Raw genomic sequence first — 14,520 nt, 5'->3', positions numbered from 1 at the left:
GAAATGAAACATGTTACATAAGTCTACTGTACATGCTGGTAATAACCGCTGGATACATATTAAGTTCATATGTTTCATGAGCTTAACAATTTTATGTTTAATTGGATCTATATTTTTAGCCATTTCATTTGGTGCAAAAGATATTCATTTACAAACGGTTTGGGCAGCGATTTTGAATTACAATCCGAAATTAACGCAGCACCAAATTATTTATGAATTAAGGCTCCCGAGAGTAATTGGTGCAGGAGTTGTAGGGGCAGCTTTTGCGGTTGCTGGTGCTGTTATGCAAGGTATAACACGAAATCCTTTAGCTGATGCAGGTGTACTCGGAATAAATGCAGGTGCGATGTTTGTAGTGGCACTTAGTTTTGCTTTTTTTCCGCATATGCCGTATTCCTATTTAATGATTGTTTCCTTTATTGGAGCAGTCTTAAGTACAGTACTTATTTTTGTTATTGGATCAGCAACATCAGGCGGGTTAACACCAATGAGGTTAACGATTGCTGGAGCGGTTATGGCAGCGCTTTTACATTCATTAAGTTCAGGTGTTGCGATTTATTATGATTTAAGCCAAGATTTAGCGTTTTGGTATGCTGGTGGTGTTGCAGGGGTTAAGTGGGAACACTTGAAATTTTTAGTTCCTATTATTCTTATAACGATTATTTTCGCGACAATGCTAGGGAAATCTATTTCACTCATATCAATGGGGGATGATGTTGCTACAAATTTAGGAGTGAAAACGAACCGAACGAGAATACTAGGGATGATTATAGTAGTTATTCTGGCAGGTGTTTCTGTTTCAGCTGTTGGTTCTATTGGATTTGTGGGACTAGTTATCCCGCACATTGCTAGAAAATTAGTTGGTGTGAATTATAGACTCATTATTCCTATGTCAGCATTATTAGGAGCTATGTTATTAGTTGTAGCTGATTTAGGGGCAAGAACAGTAAATCCTCCTAAGGAACTTGCGATAGGGATTATGGTAGCTCTTGTTGGAGTTCCGTTCTTCCTCTATATAGCACGTAAAGTTGGGAGGGAGTTATAAGTGAAAGATCTTTTTAACACGGATAAAAAGAGAGCTATTACTGTAACTACAATCTTCGGATGTATAAGTATCGCTGTAATTTTAATTAGTTTAAATACAGGGACACTGAGTATAGCGCCACTTAGAGTAATTGAAACACTTTTGGGTTATGGTAATTTTGAGAGTGCAACCGTGCTATATGATTATCGTATGCCAAGAATAATAATCACGATGTTAGCCGGCATTGGTCTTGGTATTTCCGGTGCGATTTTGCAAGGGTTATCACGTAATGCACTTGCAGATCCTGGTATTTTAGGGTTGCATTCAGGTGCATCTTTCGGTCTTATCGTATTTGTTACTCTCTTTCATTCTATTAATGAGAGTGCATCCATTTTAATACCGTTATTTACATTTGGCGGAGGAGTATTAGCTGCATTTCTTATTATTTTACTTGCGAGTGATCGGTCAAAAGGTTTACTTCCCATTAGACTTATTCTCGTCGGTATTGCAGTTTCAGCTGGCTTTAGTGCAATTTCGCTATTTTTCTCTCTCAAGTTAAATGATGAGACGTATACATTCGCTTCTAGATGGCTAGTTGGTAACGTGTGGGGAAGGGATTGGATTCATGTCCTTGCATTATTACCTTGGATTTTCATACTAACCCCTTATGCGTGGCTAAAATCTAAAACGTTAAATGCATTGTCACTAGGTGATAGTGTAGCAGCAGGACTTGGTGTTTCTGTTCAAAAAGAACGGTTATTACTTTTAGCTACAGCGGTTGGATTATCTTGCACAAGTGTATCGATGGCAGGAGGAATTGGTTTTATCGGTTTAGTTGCTCCGCATATCGCAAGGAAGTTAGTAGGTACTACATATCAACACTTTCTTCCTTTAGCTGGCATTATCGGAATGATTATTTTAGTGCTAGCAGATACGATAGGTCGTTCTATATTTGAGCCAAACTCTATTCCAGCTGGTATAGTAGTGGCAAATTTAGGAGCACCGTATTTTCTTTATTTACTTACAAAAACAAAATAAATACTTCAAAGAGGAGAACATATGAAAAAGAAACTTACTATTTTATTTAGCATGATGTGTATTTTAGTATTAGCAGCATGTGGTCAAACGAAAGCTAATGAAGAGGCAACGAAAAAAACGGAAAAAAGTAATGACCCAAAAATTGCTTCAATGTCTATTCATTTAACGAATGATTTACTTGCATTAGGAATTACACCAGTAGGTTCTGTTATTGGTGGAGATTTAAAAGATTTCTTACCGCACGCTAAAGAGAAGTTGAAAGATACGAAGAAGCTTGGTGTTGTAACAGATCCGAATATGGAAGCGTTACTTCAATTAAAGCCAACTGACATTTATGTTGATGAAAAATATGCTGGTAAAGATGTAGCGAAATACGAAAAAATTGCAAAAACACATTCTTTCAATTTAGATGAAGGTACGTGGAGAGAGCATTTAAAACAAGTTGGTAAACTTGTAAACCGTGAGAAAGAAGCAGATAAATATATTCAAGATTACGAAGAGCAATCAAAACGAGTAAAAGGTTTAATAGATAAAGAGCTAGGTAATAACGAAAAAGTAATGGCAATTCGCGTTACTGCAAAAGAATTGCGTGTATTTAGTACGAAAAGACCGATGGGACCAATTTTATTCCAAGACCTAGGGTTACAACCTGCAAATGGTGTAGAGAAAATCGATGGAAACCGTCCTTTCGAAGTCATTTCACAAGAAGTATTACCTGACTTTGATGCAGATGCTATTTTCGTTGTTGTAAACAGAGACGATAAAGCAAAAGCTGCATTTAAACAACTTCAAGAAACACCAATCTGGAAAGACTTAAAAGCAGTTAAAGGCAAGCACGTATACATTATCAATGATCAACCATGGCTTGACTATTCTGCTTTAGGAAACAAAATGGCAATGGATGAAGCGGAGAAAATGTTTACGAAATAATATCGATTCGTCGTTAGGAAGATCCTCTAAATTTAGAGGGTCTTTTTTTATTGTTAGAATAAATGAAAAATTATACAATGAATTTAATTTAACGTAGAGGAGATGTGCCAATGTCAGCGCTTATTGTAAGTATCCCGTTTATAAAGCAGTTTATGGAACAAGGGGATAAATAGGCTAAAATAAGTATCCCCGTTATTAAAAAAGGGGGAGTTTGAAATGACAATGAATCTTTTTCGAAATAAAACGATTAAATTATCAGCTATGAGAGAAACAGATGCTGAAGTAATGGCTATGTGGCAAGAAGATAGTGAGTATTTAAGAAATGTTGATACAGATGTAGCATTCCCGCAATCTTTAAATGAAATAGCAAGTGATGGGTTATTAAAAGGACGAAGATCGAATAGTGTTTCTTTCATGGTAAGGACAGTTCAAGAAGATGGCTTAATTGGTTTTGTGGCGATTCATGGTATAGAGTGGAATAACAGAACAGGTTTATTAGCCATTGGTATAGGAGATGCGAATGATAGAGGAAAAGGATATGGGAAAGAAGCAATACATCTTATTTTAAAGTATGCTTTCTATGAATTGAATTTACACCGCGTCGGTCTGGATGTGATTTCTTATAATAAAGCAGCCATTGCGTTGTATAAAAAGATAGGTTTTCAGATGGAAGGGTGTATGAGAGAAGCGGTTCAAAGAGATGGGAAGTGTTTTGATCGTATCATTATGGGGATATTGCGGGATGAATGGATAGGGTTGCAAGATTAGCGAATACATTCAATATTATATATGTAGTATGCAGGAGATATAATGATAATTAGCGAAAATTTACAGTGAACTGATTGAATTTATAAGGAGTTATGTAAAATGAATTTAGAAAAAGCAAAACCAGTAAATGAAGAGGTCGCTGAATTAAAGGAACTAATTAAAGAGTTACACGGAAGTGTACATCAACTGCAAAGCGAAGTGCAGCAACTAAGGCACGAAAGACCAGTTGTTGAAGTGAGAAAAGGTGTTCAATTATCACCAACAATTGTTGGACAAATTGGTGGTATGATTTTAGGTGGGTTAGCAATTATCGGTATATTTTGGTGATGAAAAAAGGTTTGCAGCACGATGCTGCAAACCTTTTGGATTTGACGATATAATTTCATGCAATACAACTTTTACATTAAATAACGTAAATATATATAAGCATGTGATAACAAGAGTGCAACAATAGTTAATGGTAAACCAATTTTTAAGAAGTCCATATACGAGAAAGCATGTCCTTCACGTTTTGCAATACCAGCAACGACTACGTTTGCAGATGCTCCGATTAGCGTTCCATTTCCTCCTAAGCAAGCTCCAAGAGATAACGCCCACCATAGTACTTCGATTTGCGGAGAATCGACAGATAGTCCGAGTCCTGTAGCTAAGTCTTGAATAAGAGGAATCATCGTAGCGACAAAAGGGATGTTGTCGATTGTCGCAGATGCGATGCCAGATACCCATAAAATAAGTATAGCTGCGAATCCGATGTCACCGTTTGTTACGCCGATTACTTCTTTTGCAAGTGAAGAGATAAGTCCGATATCAATTAACCCGCCAACGAGAACGAATAGTCCGGCGAAGAAGAAAATGGTTACCCATTCAACGTGGGCAAATACATCTTCAATATCATGTTCTTTCACGCCGATTAACATAAGAAGTGTAGCGCCTGTCATCGCTATAACGGCAGCGTCTACATGAATAATCGAATGAAGTACGAAGCCTAAAATAGTTAGTCCTAAAATCGAAATAGATTTTAAAAGGAGGCTTTGATCCTTAATATAATCTTTTTCATTTAATGCCATTAGTTTTTCGATTTGTTCAGGTGTTGTTTTTAGTTTGTTACGGTACATGAAGTAAATAATGCCAAGTGTCACAATAGAAATAATAATTACGATTGGAGCTAAGTTAAGTAAAAAGGCGTTAAAGTCTAAATGCTTGTTTGCTGATCCAATCATAATATTAGGTGGATCACCGATTAATGTTGCTGTTCCGCCTATATTTGAAAACAGCACTTCTGAAATCAAATAAGGCACAGGATTTACTTTTAAAATACGTGTAATGGATAATGTAACAGGAACGATTAATAAAACAGTCGTTACATTGTCCAAAAATGCTGATCCGACAGCAGTTAATAGGGATAGTAATAATAAAATGCGAATCGGTTTTCCGCCAGCTGCTTTTGCCGCTTTAATGGCCACAAATTCAAAGACGCCTGATTGACTCGTAATATGTACGAGAATCATCATCCCAATTAAAAGGGTAATCGTTTCCCATTGAATATGTGATGTGAAAGCAGTATGTAAATCTACAACTCCAAAAATAATCATAATAGCAGCACCGAATAGTGCGATTACAGCACGATTCAATTTCTCAGAAATAATAAATCCGTACGTGATTAAAAATACGGCAATTGCAAAATAATATTGCCAATTTGCTACTTCATGTGCTGACTGTTCCAATCATGTCACCTTCTTTAAATTATGTATTCAATTGTCGAAATGTATCTCGCTGCAATAATACGGGATAAAATATATTGTAGCAAATTCAAAAAAGAAAGAAAACTATTTAACAAAGTGAAGGAAAAAATGTATTTTTTACATATCATATAAAAAATATAAAAAACACAGTGCAAATTATTAGGAAAAGTGAGCGTTGTCCTCTAATATAGAGATAGCAATTTACATTATTTTTGCGTAAAATGGTTTAAAGAGGTGAATTCCGATGGAAATAGTAAAAGATAGTTCTCTTATTCAAAATGAAATTGAACGTTTTGTAAATAAAGATGTATATATTCATTTAGAAACGACAAACGGAGCGTATGCATCACACATAAATGAAAAGATGATGACAGTTGGTGCTTTCATTCGAAATGCGATTATCCGTTTTGAACGCGGGAAGATAACTGGAACAAATCCATATCGAGTTGGTCTGAAAATGGATCACGGTTGGGTATATGCTGAAGGTATTACGCACTGGGAAGTAGACGATCAAGAGCGTTTATTATTAGCTGGACATGATAATTTAGGTCGTCTAGCAGTTGCACTTGAGTTAAGCTTAACACCATTTAAGTAAGAAGGAGGGAAACTTATGGAGAGACATGTACTTGTTGTATTTCCGCATCCAGATGATGAAGCATATGCTGCGGGAGGAACAATTCGCTTATTAACAGATCAAGGAGTACCTGTAACATATGCATGTGGTACTCTAGGACAAATGGGACGTAACATGGGTAAGAACGTATTCGCTAACCGTGAAACGATTCCACATATCCGTAAGAAAGAATTGAAAGATGCTTGTGAAGCGATGGGTATTAAAGATTTAAGAATGCTTGGCTTCCATGATAAAACGTTAGAATTTGAAGATGTTGATTTCGTTGCTGACAAAATTGAAGCAATCATTCAAGAAGTAAATCCATCTCGAATTATTACATTTTATCCAGAGCACGGTGTACATCCAGATCATAATGCATTTGGCCGCGCTGTCGTTCGCGCTGTATCACGTATGCCAAAAGAAGAGCGCCCAGTTATTCATGCTGTTGCGATTACGAAAAATCGTGAAGCAGTATTAGGAGAACCGGATGTTGTAAATAACATTAGTGAAGTATTTGATCATAAATTAACTGCATTAGGTGCGCACCGTTCACAAACAGAAGCAATGCTTGAAGACACGCATGCAAAAATAAAAAACAAAGATGCAGCAACATTAAAATGGCTGCAACTTGAACAGTTTTGGACTTATAAATGGGAGTAGGCTAGAAGGATATCTTCTAGTTGCTCTTACATAGAAAAAGCGCCGTCACTTGTGATGGCGCTTTTTCTTGTTGAAGACTATATATTTTTTAGGGTGCTTCAAAATTTTTAAATTAACGTGCAGTATAGCCTCCATCAACAAGAAGTGTTGTGCCGTTAACAAAACTAGCATCATCACTTGCTAAAAATAAGACAGCTTTAGCGACTTCTTCTGGTGTTCCAAGTCTGCCTTGTGGATGAAGTGAAGCTAAATATTCTTTCTGTTGAGGATTAACACTACCTAGTAAAGGGGTGTCAATATAACCAGGGCACACCGCGTTAATACGTATTCCATATTTAGCGTAGGCAGTACATAAATTTTGAGTTAATAGTTTCACACCACCTTTTGCAGAGGAGTATGCTGTTGGTGTAGGTAATGAAACAAAACTATGAATCGAACCAGCGTTAACGATGACACCACCTGTACCTTGTTTAAGAAATTGTTCAATCGAATATTTATCAGAAAGGAATACCCCAGACAAATTAATATCAATAGTTCTTTTCCACTTTTCATAGGATAATTCGTTTGCCGGTGCATCATCAGCAACGCCGGCATTGGCATACATAATATCTAATTTACCGTATGTACTTACTGTCTCATGAATTAGCTGTTTAATATCTGCCTCATTTGTTACATCGGTTTTAATAAATAACGTATTGTATCCATGTGCATTTAATTCATCTGATAGTTCTTTTCCACGTTCAGAAAAGTCAGCAATAACTACTTTTGCACCTTCTTCGATAAAAAGACGAACAGTAGATTCGCCAATTCCACTTGCACCACCAGTTATGATTGCTACTTTGTCTTTTAATTTCATATAAACCTCTCCATTCATTAATGAATTTAAGTCGAATTTTTAAATCTTGTTACTAAACTATTAACCTTAAATAGTAAGTAGATAGAAGAAAAAAGCTCGCGTTTACTTAATCGTGAGAGTGCTATTTTTTCTTTAGTGTACTTTTTGATACAGTTATGGACGAAAATATTAATTTGGTCAATTTTATCATTAGATTGAATATTTGGTAAAGAGCTCTCGAACAGAGCGAGTAAGGATGTTGAAAAAGTAAAATAAACATTCAGTATTATTTGTAGGGTAAGGAACAAAGGGGAGAGATGCATAACGAAAACTACTACTCTAGTTAAATAGGAAAAAGCCTTGCAGGGGGGCAAGGCTTTAAACAGGGTATTAAAAATGATTGATTTATTAAGAATAACTTCTTCTTGTGAATAAACTAATTTTAGCATAATAACTCATATATATGTGTTACGAATTTGTGAATAAAAACTCAATGATAAAAGTATGAGTGAAAGGAAATAATGTATTTGAAATATGCATTATTACACAAAGTTAAGTTGAAATAGGGGATTTGTATATGTAATTTCTTTTTGCATTTAATTCTTTAGAACTGATTTTTAATAATGTATATGAGAAGCGTATATTTTGAATTATTTAATAGAATAATATATATTTATATTGATTTAATGATTTTAGTTTGTTAAAAATGGGGAAATCGATATGAAGGTTAAATTTGCCGTAATAAAAGATGAGAATTTTGATTGTAGTTTATTGGAAACAAAATTATTGAAAACTTTTAAAGAAGTAGATTGTGAAGCAGATATTGTAAAGGTTGAGGATGAAATTTTTGAAAACAATGATATACAAACGTATTTATCAGAAATAACCATTCATGTTACTGGAAAAAATATTGGATATAGATCCGTTTCAGCCAGTATATTTATTGTTCTAGAGAGTTTATCAATACAGCTATTTCGTATTCATATTAGTATACTTTAAGCAGTTCAAAAAGTGGCTTCTTCAGAAAATCATACTGATTATATGGAGTTGTAAATATGAAAACAATAGAAATTATCGTAGGTGCTCCCGAATGTTGGATTGCACCTTGTTTGTTGTTAAATAAACAAGGGATTCCTTTTTTAATTTATCTTAACGCTGATTTATATAGAAGATAGGAAACATATGAATAATTCAATTAGATTGTACAAATAATTTGGTACGCGGATGTACGCAATGTATTCACAGGTAAGAGGGTTGTCTCATAATATATATAGATTTTTCTATTAAGATGAACAGAGGGTGTGAATATATGGAAGATGTTTACGCTAAAATTGACAGTCTCAAGGCGGAGCAAAAAGAAATTATGAGAGACATTCGTGCTTTAGAAACGCGTACTACTATTAATGAGAAAGATATAGCAACAATCAATAAGCAATTAGAAAAAATAAGTACAAACACTACTTGGATTTTGCGAATTATTATTAGTGCGATAATAATGTCAGTTTTAGGATTGATATTAAAAGGGATGATTTAAAAGAAAGAGGGGAGCCCCCTCTTTCTTTTATGTAAATGAGAAGCTATAAATTTTCCGTTTCCTTTTCATCTGCATACTTATCCTCTAAGGAAATTAATAGAGGGATTGATATAGTTACAAGAATGATTAAAGTAGTTATAAAAGATCTAGAAAGAGAAAAAGAACCTTCAATTAAAGGTGATAAAAACTTGAATGAAAGGCTAGTCTATCGTTTAATAATTAAACTTAAAAATTAAAATTATTTCTAATTATTCCATAAAAAGGTGACTGCATCAAGTTATCTTTTTAACAATCCTCCAAGGCCGAGCACTAGTAAAAGAAACGTAGTATGTAATATAATTGAAAAAGTATATTTAAAAATCGATGTTAATATTACCCTCCTATAAGTATTAACATACGTAATTGAGGTGTTTTCTTTGTTGTTTTATGACCGGATTTCTATAATGGCCCCTCCTGTTCCGTAGCTAAGGAAAGTCTTTTTATTTCTGGGATTTTCAAAGTTATAGGAGGGTATGAAAAATGAAAAAAGTCTCAGTACCATCACTTTTGTTAATGATTGTTCTTGTCGCATTTCCGCAAATTAGTGAAACGATTTACACACCGTCTTTACCAGACATTTCAAAGGCGTTACATGTAAGTAATAATGAGGTGCAGTTAACACTTAGTGTGTATTTTGCTGGTTTTGCGTTAGGTGTATTTTTTATTGGGTGGTTATCAGATATAATTGGTCGTCGCCGGGCGATGTTACTTGGAATTGTCGTATATGGCGCTGGGAGTTTCTTATGCTATATTGCAAGTTCCATTGAAGTTTTATTGATAAGTCGTTTTATTCAAGCGTTTGGAGCAAGTGCAGGATCCGTGGTTACACAAACGATTCTTCGGGAAAGTGTAGAAGGGCATAAGCGGCATGTTATGTTTGCTCAAATCTCGGCAGTCATTGCTTTTACACCAGCGATAGGACCGTTAATTGGTGGCTTTCTTGATCAAATGTTTGGATTTAAAATAGTATTTTTAAGTTTAGTAGTTATGAGTATCGGTATTTTTCTGTATACGTTTGTTTCTCTTCCTGAAACAAAAACGGGCTCAGTAACGAATAAAATAAATGTATTTTCAGTCTTGAAGAGGTTAATTACAAATCCGAAAGTGGTAACATATGGGCTGTTAATTGGAGGAGCAAATGGTGTTTTATTTAGCTATTATGCAGAAGCGCCGTTTATCTTTATTGAATATTTTCAATTATCGCCTAGTATGTATGGATTTCTAGGAATTGTTGTTGCATCTGCTTCTATTGTTGGAGCGAAAATTTCAAAACGTTTACTTGCTACTTATAAACCAGAGAAAATTATATATATCGGTTGTCTCGTAATGACAGGAGGAGCTATCCTTTTATCTGTTATTACGTTTGTGGGATCAAATCCGAATGTAATATATATGGTTGTATTTTTAATAGCGATGTTTATATTGCTATTAGGAATTGGAGTAGCATTGCCTAATTGTTTAAGTTTAGCGTTAGTAGATTTTCAAGATGTCATTGGTACAGCAGGTGCATTGTTTAGTTTAGGGTACTATGTAATTGTAACGATGACAATTTTGGGAATGAGTCAGCTGCATACAGGCTCGTTACTAGTGATGCCACTTTATTTTCTGGTTATTGTAGTTATAATGGTAGTGTTTACTAGGGTATTTATCTTTGGTAAGCAAACTTCGAAATCGATTTAAATATGAAATTGTAAAAGAGTCTCATTTTTTAATGAGACTCTTTTATATTTTGGCTGGGGTAAAGAAGTTAGTAGTTTATTAATATATTAAATTTCTCATTGGTATATAAATCGAATGTGTGGGGAATTACGTTATTAACTATAAAGGTTGAAGTATTTGAGATATGAAACCGAGGAAGAAATACTTTCCTCGGTTATTTATATTGTAATAATATACATGCCGGAATCATATTGAATAGATGTATTTTATTGTTAATTTAGTTAAAAATTAATCAGACTTATGTATAATAATTTATTAAAAAAATAATTGAATTTTTCAGATTAATGAATTAATATAAGGTAAGTAATTTTAAGATTTATAGAATATTGGAAGATGAAAGGTTTTGAGAATTTTATTAGGAGCACAAAACGATTTTAGGATAGCTTTAAAGCTAGTGTAAAATGACGTTTGCTTCATCATTTTCAGGGCCGAAAGGAATTAGGGGAAAGCATCTTGTGTTAAAATGCGGCTATGAATCATCTAAGAGGGGGAAGTGAAGTGGCAAACAAAGAATTGAAAAGAGGTTTAGAAGCACGTCATATTCAAATGATTGCTTTAGGCGGAACGATTGGTGTTGGTTTGTTTATGGGGTCAGCCAGTACAATTAAATGGACAGGTCCGTCAGTAATGCTTGCTTATGCAATTGCAGGTATTTTCATCTTCTTCATCATGCGTGCCATGGGAGAAATGTTGTATATGGAGCCAAGTACAGGCTCATTTGCGACGTTCGGTCATAAGTATATTCACCCGTTAGCTGGTTATATGACAGCGTGGAGTAACTGGTTCCAGTGGGTAATCGTTGGGATGTCAGAAATTATTGCGGTTGGAGCATATATGCAATATTGGTTCCCGGACTTACCAGCTTGGATACCAGGTGTAATTGCAATGGTTATTCTTGGCGCAGCTAACTTAATTTCTGTTAAGTCATTTGGTGAATTTGAATTTTGGTTTGCAATGATAAAAATCGTTACGATTCTATTAATGATTATTGCGGGATTTGGCCTTATTTTCTTTGGAATTGGTAACGGCGGAGAAGCGATTGGCATATCAAATCTTTGGTCAAATGGCGGTTTCTTTACAGGTGGTTTCTCAGGATTCTTCTTTGCATTATCACTTGTAGTTGGTGCATACCAAGGTGTGGAATTAATCGGTATTACTGCTGGTGAAGCGAAGGATCCGAAGAAGACACTTACAAGAGCGATTCAAAGTACAATTTGGCGTATTTTAATTTTCTATATTGGTGCTATTTTCGTTATTGTAACTGTGTATCCGTGGGATCAATTAAGTACAATTGGTAGTCCGTTCGTAGCAACTTTTGCGAAAGTTGGTATTACGGCAGCAGCTGGACTTATTAACTTTGTTGTTATTACAGCAGCAATGTCTGGTTGTAATAGTGGTATTTATAGTGCTGGTCGTATGCTTTATACGTTAGGTGTAAATGGACAAGCACCGAAATATTTTACGAAACTTTCTGGAAATGGTGTACCTTTATTTGGTACAGTTGGCGTAATTATCGGTCTGGCGGTTGGTGTTGTTTTAAGTTACATCGCACCGAAAAACTTATTCGTATATGTATATAGTGCGAGTGTACTTCCTGGTATGGTACCATGGTTTGTCATTTTAATTAGTCAAATTAATTTTAGAAAAGAAAAGGGAGCAGAGATGAAAGATCATCCATTCAAAATGCCATTTGCTCCTGTAACAAACTATTTAACGATTGCCTTTTTAATTATGGTATTAATCGGAATGTGGTTTAACGATGATACTCGTATTTCATTAGTTGTAGGCATTATTTTCTTAGCTATCGTTACAATTAGTTTCTATGCTTTCGGAATAGGAAAGCGAGCTCCGTTAGACGTTCAAAATAATAAAGAGATTTCAAGTAAATAAAGAAAAGGCTGTTCATCTGGAACAGCCTTTTCTTATTGTTGCTATTTGTCGATAAATCGATATAGCTTGACGAATCGTTGATATAATTTGATTTATGATAGATATATTTGAAAAATCGTTGATATATTGTACGTTATGATAGATATATTCGAAAAATCGTTAATATAGTTTCACATACTATCTGTCACTATCATGATTAAAATCTCTCTAATACGATTTTCCCAATGGTGTGCCCGCTTTCAAGTAGTGCATGTGCTTTCTTTAAGTTTTCAGCGTTAATCGGTGTTAATGTTTCATTTTTATGTAAGCTGTACTGATAGTCTAGAAGGAGTTTATTTCTAAAAAGAAGAATTTTTTATTGTATTACTTTATCCCAAACTAAATGTAAAGGTGGATACATAATGACAGTAAAGAAGCTTTATTTCATCCCAGCAGGTCGTTGTATGTTAGATCATTCTTCTGTTAATGGTACACTCGCGCCGGGGAATTTATTGAACTTACCTGTATGGTGTTATCTTTTGGAGACAGAAGAGGGGCCTATTTTAGTAGATACAGGTATGCCAGAAAGTGCAGTTAATAATGAAGGGCTTTTTAACGGTACATTTGTTGAAGGACAGATTTTACCGAAAATGACTGAAGAAGATAGAATCGTGAATATATTAAAGCGTGTAGGGTATGAGCCGGACGACCTTTTATATATTATTAGTTCTCACTTACATTTTGATCATGCAGGAGGAAACGGTGCTTTTACAAATACACCGATTATTGTGCAGCGAACGGAATATGAGGCAGCACTTCATAGAGAAGAATATATGAAAGAATGTATATTACCGCATTTGAACTACAAAATTATTGAAGGGGATTATGAAGTGGTACCAGGTGTTCAATTATTGTATACGCCAGGTCATTCTCCAGGCCATCAGTCGTTATTCATTGAGACGGAGCAATCCGGTTCAGTTTTATTAACAATTGATGCATCGTACACGAAAGAGAATTTTGAAGATGAAGTGCCGTTCGCAGGATTTGATCCAGAATTAGCTTTATCTTCAATTAAACGTTTAAAAGGAGTTGTGGCGAAAGAGAAACCAATTGTTTTCTTTGGTCATGATATAGAGCAGGAAAAGGGTTGTAGAGTGTTCCCTGAGTATATATAGTGCAAAAAGTCATGAGTTCGCGTGCTCATGACTTTTTCGTTTAAATAATTTTTTTAAATAAATTATAAACTTTTTTTGAACTATCTTCGTTTAACTGATAGTACGTAAGTTTTACATCATCAGGAGTATCTTGCTGAGCAATCATCACTTCGCTGCTGTGATGATCAACTACCCATATGAAATATTTTTTATAAGTTCCATCCTCGAAAGTAATCCACATATCACAATCTATTAAGTCTGATCCTTCTTCATCTAATGTTAATTTACCTTTTTTTGCGGTATTCATACTGTTAATAAACGTTTTTAATTCATCTGTTTTTGTGAGAAAGATATCCTGTTTTGTTTTAATTGATTCGACATGTATATCTTTTATTTCCTGTTTACCTAAAAAAACAGGGGGCTCATTTGGATCTCGCGAGCTTGAAATAATAGTAGCTTTCTTTTTCGGCTTATTTGCAGTATAGAGATCTTGAATAGATTTTCCCGAGTTTATAAACCATGCAATTCCAGAAATAACTAATACGCTACCTAGCAATAAAATAATTTTTTTAATAGGATTTTCTCCTCTCTATTA

16 protein-coding genes are annotated in these 14,520 nt (G+C 34.7%); 13 read left to right on the top strand and 3 right to left on the bottom strand.

The annotated features are described in order from the left end of the window. Nucleotides 1–10 precede the first annotated feature (10 nt). From BLT20_RS16605 to BLT20_RS16585, 5 genes are all read left to right on the top strand, one after another. Nucleotides 11–1,045 carry a FecCD family ABC transporter permease gene (locus BLT20_RS16605; protein WP_000902718.1) on the top strand — a complete coding sequence of 345 codons (1,035 nt, stop codon included), beginning with the start codon at nt 11–13 and terminating at the stop codon, nt 1,043–1,045. Beyond that, nucleotides 1,046–2,062, top strand: a complete 1,017-nt coding sequence (locus BLT20_RS16600) for a FecCD family ABC transporter permease (protein WP_000653819.1) — start codon at nt 1,046–1,048, stop codon at nt 2,060–2,062. Between the two features lie 21 nt (nt 2,063–2,083). After that, nucleotides 2,084–2,992: an iron-hydroxamate ABC transporter substrate-binding protein gene (locus tag BLT20_RS16595; RefSeq protein WP_000728218.1), complete on the top strand. Its 909-nt coding sequence runs from the start codon at nt 2,084–2,086 to the stop codon at nt 2,990–2,992. A gap of 216 nt (nt 2,993–3,208) precedes the next feature. Then, on the top strand, nt 3,209–3,760 hold the full coding sequence (locus BLT20_RS16590; protein WP_000178507.1) for a GNAT family N-acetyltransferase: 552 nt from the start codon (nt 3,209–3,211) through the stop codon (nt 3,758–3,760). A gap of 99 nt (nt 3,761–3,859) precedes the next feature. Next, nucleotides 3,860–4,087 carry a coiled-coil domain-containing protein gene (locus tag BLT20_RS16585; protein ID WP_001047304.1) on the top strand — a complete coding sequence of 76 codons (228 nt, stop codon included), beginning with the start codon at nt 3,860–3,862 and terminating at the stop codon, nt 4,085–4,087. A 71-nt stretch (nt 4,088–4,158) separates the two neighbouring features. Here the strand turns inward: BLT20_RS16585 and BLT20_RS16580 are convergent, their stop codons facing one another. Continuing rightward, entirely contained in the window at nt 4,159–5,484 is a 1,326-nt protein-coding gene (locus tag BLT20_RS16580; protein WP_000437988.1) for an ArsB/NhaD family transporter, read from the bottom strand. Between the two features lie 262 nt (nt 5,485–5,746). Here BLT20_RS16580 and BLT20_RS16575 point away from each other — a divergent pair, with 262 nt between their 5' ends. Together BLT20_RS16575 and bshB2 are read left to right on the top strand one after the other, a co-directional pair. Beyond that, nucleotides 5,747–6,097 carry a YojF family protein gene (locus BLT20_RS16575; RefSeq protein WP_000407045.1) on the top strand — a complete coding sequence of 117 codons (351 nt, stop codon included), beginning with the start codon at nt 5,747–5,749 and terminating at the stop codon, nt 6,095–6,097. Between the two features lie 15 nt (nt 6,098–6,112). Beyond that, nucleotides 6,113–6,775, top strand: a complete 663-nt coding sequence (gene bshB2 / locus BLT20_RS16570) for a bacillithiol biosynthesis deacetylase BshB2 (protein WP_000439483.1) — start codon at nt 6,113–6,115, stop codon at nt 6,773–6,775. Nucleotides 6,776–6,887: 112 nt separating this feature from the next. Here bshB2 and BLT20_RS16565 read toward each other — a convergent pair whose 3' ends face one another. Beyond that, nucleotides 6,888–7,631, bottom strand: a complete 744-nt coding sequence (locus BLT20_RS16565) for an SDR family NAD(P)-dependent oxidoreductase (protein WP_000768022.1) — start codon at nt 7,629–7,631, stop codon at nt 6,888–6,890. Between the two features lie 699 nt (nt 7,632–8,330). On the opposite strand from BLT20_RS16565, the gene BLT20_RS16555 reads away from it, so the two are divergent. The 6 genes from BLT20_RS16555 to aiiA all read left to right on the top strand — a co-directional run bounded on the left by BLT20_RS16555 (nt 8,331) and on the right by aiiA (nt 13,946). Further along, entirely contained in the window at nt 8,331–8,609 is a 279-nt protein-coding gene (locus tag BLT20_RS16555) for a hypothetical protein (RefSeq protein ID WP_000865005.1), read from the top strand. 310 nt (nt 8,610–8,919) lie between these two features. Then, the gene (locus BLT20_RS16550; RefSeq protein ID WP_000390461.1) at nt 8,920–9,144 is read left to right on the top strand and encodes a hemolysin XhlA family protein; all 225 of its coding nucleotides are present in this window, start codon (nt 8,920–8,922) and stop codon (nt 9,142–9,144) included. A 35-nt stretch (nt 9,145–9,179) separates the two neighbouring features. Next, nucleotides 9,180–9,380, top strand: coding sequence for a hypothetical protein (locus BLT20_RS31335; protein WP_001258264.1), 201 nt, complete (start codon nt 9,180–9,182; stop codon nt 9,378–9,380). A gap of 283 nt (nt 9,381–9,663) precedes the next feature. Continuing rightward, nucleotides 9,664–10,863: a multidrug effflux MFS transporter gene (locus BLT20_RS16540; RefSeq protein ID WP_000758016.1), complete on the top strand. Its 1,200-nt coding sequence runs from the start codon at nt 9,664–9,666 to the stop codon at nt 10,861–10,863. A 537-nt stretch (nt 10,864–11,400) separates the two neighbouring features. Next, nucleotides 11,401–12,792, top strand: coding sequence for an amino acid permease (locus BLT20_RS16535; protein WP_001284417.1), 1,392 nt, complete (start codon nt 11,401–11,403; stop codon nt 12,790–12,792). Between the two features lie 401 nt (nt 12,793–13,193). Beyond that, nucleotides 13,194–13,946, top strand: coding sequence for a quorum-quenching N-acyl homoserine lactonase AiiA (gene aiiA, locus BLT20_RS16530; protein ID WP_000216574.1), 753 nt, complete (start codon nt 13,194–13,196; stop codon nt 13,944–13,946). A 40-nt stretch (nt 13,947–13,986) separates the two neighbouring features. On the opposite strand, the gene BLT20_RS16525 is transcribed toward aiiA, so the two are convergent. Beyond that, nucleotides 13,987–14,481, bottom strand: coding sequence for a hypothetical protein (locus BLT20_RS16525; RefSeq protein WP_000901707.1), 495 nt, complete (start codon nt 14,479–14,481; stop codon nt 13,987–13,989). Nucleotides 14,482–14,520 lie beyond the last annotated feature (39 nt).

It is taken from the genome of Bacillus sp. cl96 (assembly GCF_900100505.1).
GTDB lineage: Bacteria > Bacillota > Bacilli > Bacillales > Bacillaceae_G > Bacillus_A > Bacillus_A cereus.
The sequence above is the reverse complement of the archived record's forward strand: the minus strand, read 5'-3'. Positions and strand labels throughout refer to the sequence as shown.